Consider the following 8,700-nt stretch of genomic DNA (forward strand, 5'->3'; position numbering starts at 1 on the left):
AAGTTGAAATCCAAGCGCAAGGAGATGGGGCGGATCTGATTGCACGAAAGGGTATTCAAATTATTTCCACTGAAGATACAGTCGAAATTAAAGCGAGCAAAAAAATCGTGCTAACTGCTGGTGGTAGTCAAATCGAAATCAGTAGTGCGGGTGTATTGCCTACTACTAGCGGTAAGTTTGAGGTTAAGGCCGGGCAGCATTTATTTACAGGTGGAAGTACGGCTCAACCAAAAAATATTACTTTACCATTATTAGGTGAAATGCAAAATTGGATGGAATTGAACTACCATTATGATGATTTATCACCAGTTAAAGGGGCTCCTTTTAAAGTCTTTTTTGAAGATGGAAGTTACAGAGAAGGTACTTTAGATGATAAAGGGTACGCTAAATTAGAAAATGTACCTAAAGGAAAATCTGAAATTTATTATGGGGAAGATCCGTCAGAGTTTAAAAAAGACATTCCCGATGACCTAGATGCAGAAATTGAAGATACAGACACTATTGACGATGATATTTGGTCACTATTAGATGAAGAAGCATATCAAAAACTTACAAATAACTTACAGAATGGAGCGAAATAATGGGCTCTGTCGCTAAATATAAACGTTCTGTAGATTCTGTTCCCGGTGGATGGCTACAAAGTTTAAAAAAAGACACTATGACTTTCTTTAAAGGTGAAAGTACTGGTGGTTGGGCAATTTTAGCGGAGACGGTAATTGGGTGTGTACCTGTTTTAGGTCAATTGGTAGACGCGAGAGATATTATTAAAGCGATTATCATTTTATCTGCAAATCCAGCTAGCCCTGCTGGATGGTTTGATCTTATTACAGCATTAATTGGCTTAGTTCCAGGTGGTGGGGATGCTGTCAAAATGTCATTAAAAAGTGTCAAAAAAGGCGCTTTACCAATGGATAGTATTTTAGATGGTATCCGAAAACTAGGGAAAGGTGATCCTGAACAACTGATTCGTAAATGTTTAAATTTAAATGCATTACAAAAAAATTTAGATAAAATTTTAACCAACCCTCAAGTACTAAATCAATTAAGTCCTCAAGCGCGTAAAAACGTAGATCAAATTCGAAAAAATTTAGGAAAACAATTACAAGAATTTAAAAAAGAAGTTGATGGTTGGTTAATAAAAAGTAGAAAAACCTCTGCAGATGCAAATGCACGCTCAAAGACTCAAACGACTAAGCCAAACTCAACTAATGGTAGTGGTAATACAAACAATACAAATCAGGGCAAATCTAACAGTACCAATAATTCGTCAATAGGCCAAACAGCTATAACTAATTTATCTAATAAATTTAAAGGTATTCTAGGTGAGCATATGGCAGATTACTATTGCCAAGAAATTAAAGGCTGGGGAACTTCAACACATGATAAGATAGGAACGAAAAACTCTCATAAATTGAATGATAATGGGGAAATGGTAAATCTATTTTCTATTAAAAGTAGAGGGCGTGGTATAGATGGAGTTTGGAAGAAAAATAATAATGACGCAAAACCATATGCAATTATTGAGGCTAAATGTAGCCAAAATCCTGCTGCTTCACTTAGAGATTTATTAGGTGATGCTAATGATAAAAATGGTATTGATAAATCAATACCTCAACAACAACAAAGATCTGGCAGAACTTCTAGAAACCGTACTAACACTAGTTCAACTAATCGTAATCTAACTTTAGGTGGCGAAAAATATAGAGATTCTAGTGGAAAAGTAGTTCAAATGAGCCATCATTGGATAACAAATCGTCTTGTTAAATCAGTAGGAATTAAGCTAGCTCCAATAATATTGAAAAAAAGAAGATATGAAAGATATGTTATTTTTTTTAGTGGATTGCAGGTAGTAGAACATGCTGTTGCATTAATTAAATTCTTATCTAAACAAACAGTAACTGATAAAGAACATTCTATTCATACAGCTACAAAGGTTTGGACTGATAAAGACATTAGTATCGTTGTTAATAATAAATAATTGGAAATTTATTTATGATGGAATTTAAGTTTAATCGTAGACAACAATTTTTAGATGAAAGTTACTATCAATCTACAAGGAGTGAGCTTGTCAGCGCCATAGAAAGTTTTTTAAGTGAATCAAATGATGATGATGATATCGAAGCAGGATGGATAGACTCTTATTCGATAGCGTCTAGATATCAGTTTGATTTGCTTATTTTGGACTATACTGCTGGTAAACCGATTGAGTATTTACGCTTAGAATTTGATAAAGTAATTGAATTATTCAAGGAACTCTCTATAAAACAAAGAGCCTATTATAAAAATAATAATTTTAGTGTTTTTGACATCGAAATTTTAGATGACTATTGTGTATATATATGGATTATCAGCCTTTGTTATTTATTAAAAAGAACTGATTTACTACCGTTGGTAGCTAACCTTGTTGATGGAGAGGATCAAGAAAATGGAGGGAAAGATTGGATTGTAGAGGAATTTTTGGCTTTTAATGACGATAACCGTTTTGATTGTTCAGATGTCCTTTTTTCAAATCCTTATTTTGAGTTATCCAATGCATTTGTGACCCAAGATAATAAAGTTTCATTCAAGCATTTAAACAAATTTTTAAAAAAATGGTATAAAGATTTATCTGGAGCACCATGGCATGATACCCATAAATCAGAGGGTGGATATTATGGATATTGGGCTTTTGAAGCAGCTTGTGCTGTTATTCTATTAGAAATAGAAAATGATAAAGAATTTCATGAATACCTCTATTATCCTAAAGACTTAATAGAGTTCTATCGTACATTTAAACCTAGTAGTGCTGAAATTGACCTCCTAACTAAATATCAAAAAGTATCAATTCAAGCAGGTAAAAAATGTCCTCAATCAGGTTATTGGTTCAGTGTAGCCAAGGAAAACACTCGTAAATACTTTAAACAAGAGGAAATATTCCCTGATTTTGAAAGTGATTGGGGGGATGTATATTGGCAGTTTGACGGTGAAGAATAAGTGAAAATATGCCCTTCGGGGCAGTTTTTGGGCATAAAATGGATTTAGTTAATATAAAAAGACAACAATTTCTTACACCTCAAATGTATGAAACATTAAAGGCGGAAACTCTGAACACTATTGAAACTTTTAAAGTAAATCCTACAGGTGTTGGTGATTCAATAGAAGAAAGATGGGTATACTCTTATGCTATCGTAGCAGAGGACTATTTAAATCTGCTTATATTGGAATATACAGCTGGCAATAGTTTACCTTTTATTAGAAGCCAAATTGAAATAGTTATTGACTATTATGAGCAATATGGAAGTAAATTAAGAAGTTATCATAAAAATATAAACTTACCAGTTTTTGAATTATTTACTATTGATGGCTATTGTCCATGTATTTGGTTAATCAGTTTGTGTTATTTACTCCACCGAAAGGATTTGCTACCTAGAGTTGCGAAATTAATTGACGGAGAAATGAGAGAAAATGTTGCTCAAGATTGGCTAATTGAAGAGTATTTATCTTTTTCAGATGAAAATAGATATGATTGTTCAACAGTATTAGTACCAAAACCTTACTTATTATTATGTGAAGCCTTTTCAAATCAAGATAATGAAATTTCTTTAGCTTTTGTCCGTAAGTTTTTAAAGAATTGGTACAAAGATTTATCAGGTGCGCCTTGGCATGATACTCATAAATCAGAAGGTGGCTATTATGGATACTGGGCTTTTGAAGCAGCGTGCGCTGTTATTCTGTTAGAGATAGAGAATGATACTGTCTTACATGAATACTTATATTACCCTAAAGATTTGGTTGAATTTTATCACAAATTCAAGCTCAAAACTTCAGTAATAAATTTTCTTGAAAATCATAATAAATTTTCAATTAAAGCTGGGGAAAAATGTCCTCAACAGGGTTATTGGTTTACAGTTGCTAAAGTGAACTCACGTCAATACTTTAACTTGGGAGATGTTTTTCCTGATTTTGAAAGTGATTGGGGCGATGTGTATTGGCAGTTTGATGGTGAAGAGTAATTTATGCCTTCGGGACTTGATAATATTGGATCTCTAAAAAAAGAAGTATTAATTAAAAGAATATTTTATGAGCACAGCACAAGTTTATTTAAATGATGAGGAAATAGAAGAATTAGTTCGAGATATTCCTCTTGATACATCAATAATTTATGGGGAAGAAAAAAAAGAGTTCGGAGTTTGCCCTTATATTACATTTTATATTGATCAAAAAAAAACAAATGCGCAAGAATTTTTGATAAAAGTAATTGATATTTATGAGAAATTTGAATTCGAAATAATTGATAAGCCATTTCATTTAAGATTTCGATGTGATACTGAAGTTTGGAAAAAGGCAATTTCATGGATTAGAAGTCGTGAAGAAATATCAGCTGAAATGGCAAAAATTTATAAAAAATATTTCATTTACTATTTAGGTGCAACATCTGCACAATCTCAAGATCAAAGTCCACGTTGGGCTTTAAGTGCAAAGATTAGAGACTCTAGTGAGCGCTATTCTAGTCTAAAATTAACTTTTGGTGATCAATGGTATAGATCCAATAAAGATATTTGGTACTCATTTGTTCAAAAATGTCTAGAAATGCTTAACCCAATTCAAGCATATAGTGGATATGAAATTGGAAACACAAGTCAATTTGCATTTGTTTCTCCTGAATTTGAAACAGTTGAACGGACTTTCACGGATTATTTTTACGGGCTCGATATTGATCATCCTGGTATGGAGTTTTCTCATGAAAATATGTTTATTGCAGAAGATCGGGATGGTTTAGGTGGCGGTATTCGTACCCCAACATGGTGCTTTTTACTTTCTCCCTACTGGCTAGAGAAACTAGGCTTGAGTGAAGAACAAATTCGTGAAAAACTGGATGATCCACGAATTGAAATTACTAAAATTATAGACCTAGAAGATTCAACAAAATACAGCTTATGGATACGTTTGGGAGAGCTTTCACTTTATCCAGTTGAAGAAGGTGTTCCTGATTTATTGGTGATGGCAAATGAACTAATTAAACCGATACGTTGTGATAACTTAAAACTGACCACTTTAGATGCGTGGTCAGATGATCCAAATCCACGTTTTGATGCCGTAAGTTCAAAGCAATGGATTGCACGATTTGATGAAGACAGCACTTGGCCTGAATTAAAACGAGTGAAAGTTGAAGTTCAAGAACCAGAAAGAATAGATATTGTTATTGCCGGTAGCCCATGTCCTCACGCAGGATATTGGTATACTTTTGCTAAAGAAAACTCACGTCAATATTTTAAACAAGGTGATATATTCCCTGATTTTGAAAGTGATTGGGGTGATGTGTACTGGCAGTTTGATGGTGAAGAATGATTTATGCCCTTCGGGGCATTATTTTTGGAATAAGAATGATTTTTGATAAAAAGAAAAGACAATTATTTTTAACAGATGAAGTTTACAATAGAGTAAATATATTTTTAAAAGAATTACCCATTGAAATTTTAGAAAGTAAAAAAATATATGAAGACAGTCCATCTGATATAAGAAGATTAGATTATTACTTATCACTACATTCTTATGATTTATTAAGTCTAAATTTTACTGCTGGGTTTGATATTTCTACACTTAGAATTCAATTAGAAGATGTAATTACGAAATATGAAGAATATACAATAGCCTTGCGCAAAGACGAGGAGGATGAAGATTGGGCACCATTTTATTTTACAGCTATAGATGAGTACGAAAGATGTATGCAGTTGATAGGACTGTGTTATCTATTACACAGAAGGGACTTATTACCTCGTATTGCAGCGATGCAGGACAAAATTTACCATGAGCAAACAGACCAATTAGATACACTGTATGAGGACTTTTTATCATTTCAGTTGGCAGATAGATATGATGTGGATCAATGGTTTTTTGATAATCCATATCGCCCATTAATTTTTAGTAAATATAGAGATACTAAACAAGAGAGTATTCGGGATATACAGGAATATTTGAAATTATGGTATCCCGCATTTGAAAGTGCTCCATGGTATGACTTACATAAAATGGAAAATGGAGGTTATTTTGGCTATTGGGCTATAGAAGCTGCTGCTTACGTTTATTTGCTAGATTTAGATGATAGTGAAATAACACATATGATTTATCCAAAAGATTTGGTTAAATTTGCCCGAGAATTTGTACCTTGCGAGAAGGATATAAGTAATCCAAGTACAAAAACATTAAAATGCGAAGCAGGTCAAATTTGCCTTAAAACAGGTGAATGGTATAGTCCTGCGAATAACATGGAAAAACGTCATTTTAATCAAGGAGAAGATATGCCTGAGATTAAAGATAACCCTTGGGGATTAACGATTTGGTATCTAACTGAATAAATAGATGCCATTCGGGGCATTTTGGAATGGGTGGGGATGTGTACTGGCAGTTTGATTGTGAAGAATAAATAAAACATACCCTTCGTGGCATTAATTTTAGGATTAATATGAGTTTCGATAAATATAAAAGACAGATTTTTCTAACTGAAGACTATTATAAAAGTGCCTATGATTTTTATATAGAAGACGTTGATTTTTAGAAAGAAAGTGATGCATTTGAGGGTGATGAGTATAATTGCGGCGAAAAAAGAAGATGGAATTTAATAACACATGATTATTCTTTTCTACTTTACCTTGTATACACAGCAGGAAAATCTATAGGGGAAGTTATACCCTTATTTGAAAAAGTTATAGAAGGCTTTGAAAAACAATCTGAAGCCTTAGCTATCTTCCATAAGTCAAAAAAACCTTCTGTCATTCCAACTCAAAATGAAACGTTAAATATACTTGGTCTGGCTTTTTTATTTAATCGAAATGATTTGTTTGATCGTATACATTCATTAGTCAATGGTGAGGGTGAAAGTCATACGTGTGAAGATGAGGTTATTAATAAATTTTTTAAACTTAATGATCCTTCACATGCAACATTTAACGAAGGAAATTTATTTGCATTAGGTTATTCAAAACTATGTGATGTTATTGATAATGTATTAATTAAAAATAATAAAAATCATGCTTTAGAGCTTCTGGATGAATACTTAGCTGATTGGTATCAAATGAATAAACAAGAAATTTGGTATAACAGTCATTTAGATTTAGAAAATCAGAATTCTTATGTAGGTTATTGGTCTTTTGAAGCAGCTGCTTTGGTTTATTTACTAGATTTGGATGACACTCCTCTACACAAGCATTTATTCTATCCTAAAGATATAGTTGCATGGGCTCGTAAAAATAATACTCAATCTGAAGTAACCCAAGAGAATCTATCTGTAATAAAAGTCAAAGCTGGCGAAAAATCTCCAAAAACGGGCTATTGGACAACCCCTGCACAAGTGGATTCACGCGTTCATGTGTTAAGAGGTGAAATGTTACCAACACTTTCTGAGGCAGATTGGGGTGATGTGTACTGACAGTTTGACGGTGAAGAATAAATAAAACATGCCATTCGTGGCATTAATTTTAGGATTAATATGAGTTTTGATAAATATAAAAGACAGATTTTTTTAACTGAAGAGTATTATTTTAAGACCAAAGAATACAATGAAGAAGGAATACCCTTATATTTAGAAAGTGATGCATTTGAAGATGATCAATATAATTGTGGAGAAGCTTCAAGATGGCAATCTATTACATGGATCTATCATTCTTTATTATATCTTCATTATACTGCAGGAAAGCCAATAGAAGAAATATCTCCATTATTTGAAAAAGTAATAGAAGGTTATGAAAAACAAGCAGAAGCATTAGGAGTTTTTAAAGCAAGTAAAAAGCCAGTTGTTATTGGTGGTGAAGGTGGTTTTATTGCATTAACTACAATTAGCTTAGCAGTATTGCTAAATAAAAATAATTTATTATCTGCAATTAAACAATTAAACAATTAAACAATTAAACAATTAAACAATTAAAAAATTAAACAATTAAACAATGGCGAGGATGGAGGAACTTTTAGTGAAGATGAAGTGATTAATAAGTTTTTAAAACTAACGGATTCTAATCATCCAGATACTGAAAGAGATGGGATATATAGTTATAATTTTTCAATATTATGCGATGTGATTGATAATGTAATAATTAAAAATAACAAAAATCATGCGATTGAACTGTTGGATGAATATTTGGCTGATTGGTATCAAATGCATAAAAATACACTTTGGTACAATAGTCATTTAAATTTAGATAATTATTCATATGTTGGTTACTGGGCTTTTGAAGCAGCAGCTCTTGTTTATTTACTAGATTTGGATGACAGTTCTTTACATAAACATTTGTTTTATCCTAAAGATATAGTTGCATGGGTTCGTAAAAATAATACTCAATCTGAAGTAACCCAAGACAATCTAACTGTATTAAAAGTCAATGCTGGCGAAAAATCTCCAAAAACGGGCTATTGGACAACCCCTGCACAAGTGGATTCACGCGTTTATGTGTTAAGAGGTGAAATGTTACCAACACTTTCTAAGGCAGATTGGGGTGAAGTGTACTGGTATTTTAATGGTGAAGAATAAATAAAATATGCCCTTCGGGGCATTAATTTTAGGCTGAATATGAATTTTAAAATCGATCCTAAATTTTTATATTTATTAGGGTCTGTTGACATTTGTTGATTAAAAAAATAGCGAGATAGTAAAATTAAATCGCCAAACCCAATTTTACACTCGCTATGCCTCGAACAATGCTAAATGATCAACACTGGTCCAAGTTACTT

At 32.5% G+C, this 8,700-nt stretch carries 9 protein-coding genes; all 9 read left to right on the forward strand.

Features of this window, described 5'->3' with window-relative positions:
* Positions 1–581, forward strand: a 581-nt coding sequence (locus tag FTU06_RS16240; protein WP_180147593.1) for a DUF2345 domain-containing protein, incomplete at its 5' end; no start/stop codon positions are given.
* Entirely contained in the window at positions 581–1,978 is a 1,398-nt protein-coding gene (locus FTU06_RS16245) for a hypothetical protein (RefSeq protein WP_180147595.1), read from the forward strand. The genes FTU06_RS16240 and FTU06_RS16245, both read left to right, overlap by 1 nt.
* Before the next feature lie 14 nt (positions 1,979–1,992).
* Entirely contained in the window at positions 1,993–2,973 is a 981-nt protein-coding gene (locus FTU06_RS16250) for a PoNe immunity protein domain-containing protein (RefSeq protein WP_180147597.1), read from the forward strand.
* Positions 2,974–3,011: 38 nt separating this feature from the next.
* On the forward strand, positions 3,012–3,992 hold the full coding sequence (locus FTU06_RS16255) for a PoNe immunity protein domain-containing protein (RefSeq protein ID WP_180010880.1): 981 nt from the start codon (positions 3,012–3,014) through the stop codon (positions 3,990–3,992).
* 67 nt (positions 3,993–4,059) lie between these two features.
* Positions 4,060–5,328, forward strand: coding sequence for a type VI immunity family protein (locus FTU06_RS16260; RefSeq protein WP_180009468.1), 1,269 nt, complete (start codon positions 4,060–4,062; stop codon positions 5,326–5,328).
* Positions 5,329–5,363: 35 nt separating this feature from the next.
* Positions 5,364–6,335, forward strand: coding sequence for a PoNe immunity protein domain-containing protein (locus tag FTU06_RS16265; protein WP_180088482.1), 972 nt, complete (start codon positions 5,364–5,366; stop codon positions 6,333–6,335).
* 479 nt (positions 6,336–6,814) lie between these two features.
* Complete coding sequence (locus FTU06_RS16945; RefSeq protein ID WP_257234452.1) at positions 6,815–7,405, forward strand: DUF1911 domain-containing protein; 591 nt, start codon at positions 6,815–6,817, stop codon at positions 7,403–7,405.
* Between the two features lie 60 nt (positions 7,406–7,465).
* Positions 7,466–7,876 (forward strand): DUF1910 domain-containing protein, encoded by a 411-nt coding sequence (locus tag FTU06_RS16950; RefSeq protein ID WP_257234453.1) that lies wholly within the window; start codon positions 7,466–7,468, stop codon positions 7,874–7,876.
* A gap of 78 nt (positions 7,877–7,954) precedes the next feature.
* Positions 7,955–8,500: a PoNe immunity protein domain-containing protein gene (locus FTU06_RS16955; protein ID WP_373684714.1), complete on the forward strand. Its 546-nt coding sequence runs from the start codon at positions 7,955–7,957 to the stop codon at positions 8,498–8,500.
* Positions 8,501–8,700: the final 200 nt, after the last annotated feature.

The organism is Acinetobacter sp. YH12052, assembly GCF_013419835.1.
Lineage (GTDB): Bacteria > Pseudomonadota > Gammaproteobacteria > Pseudomonadales > Moraxellaceae > Acinetobacter > Acinetobacter amyesii.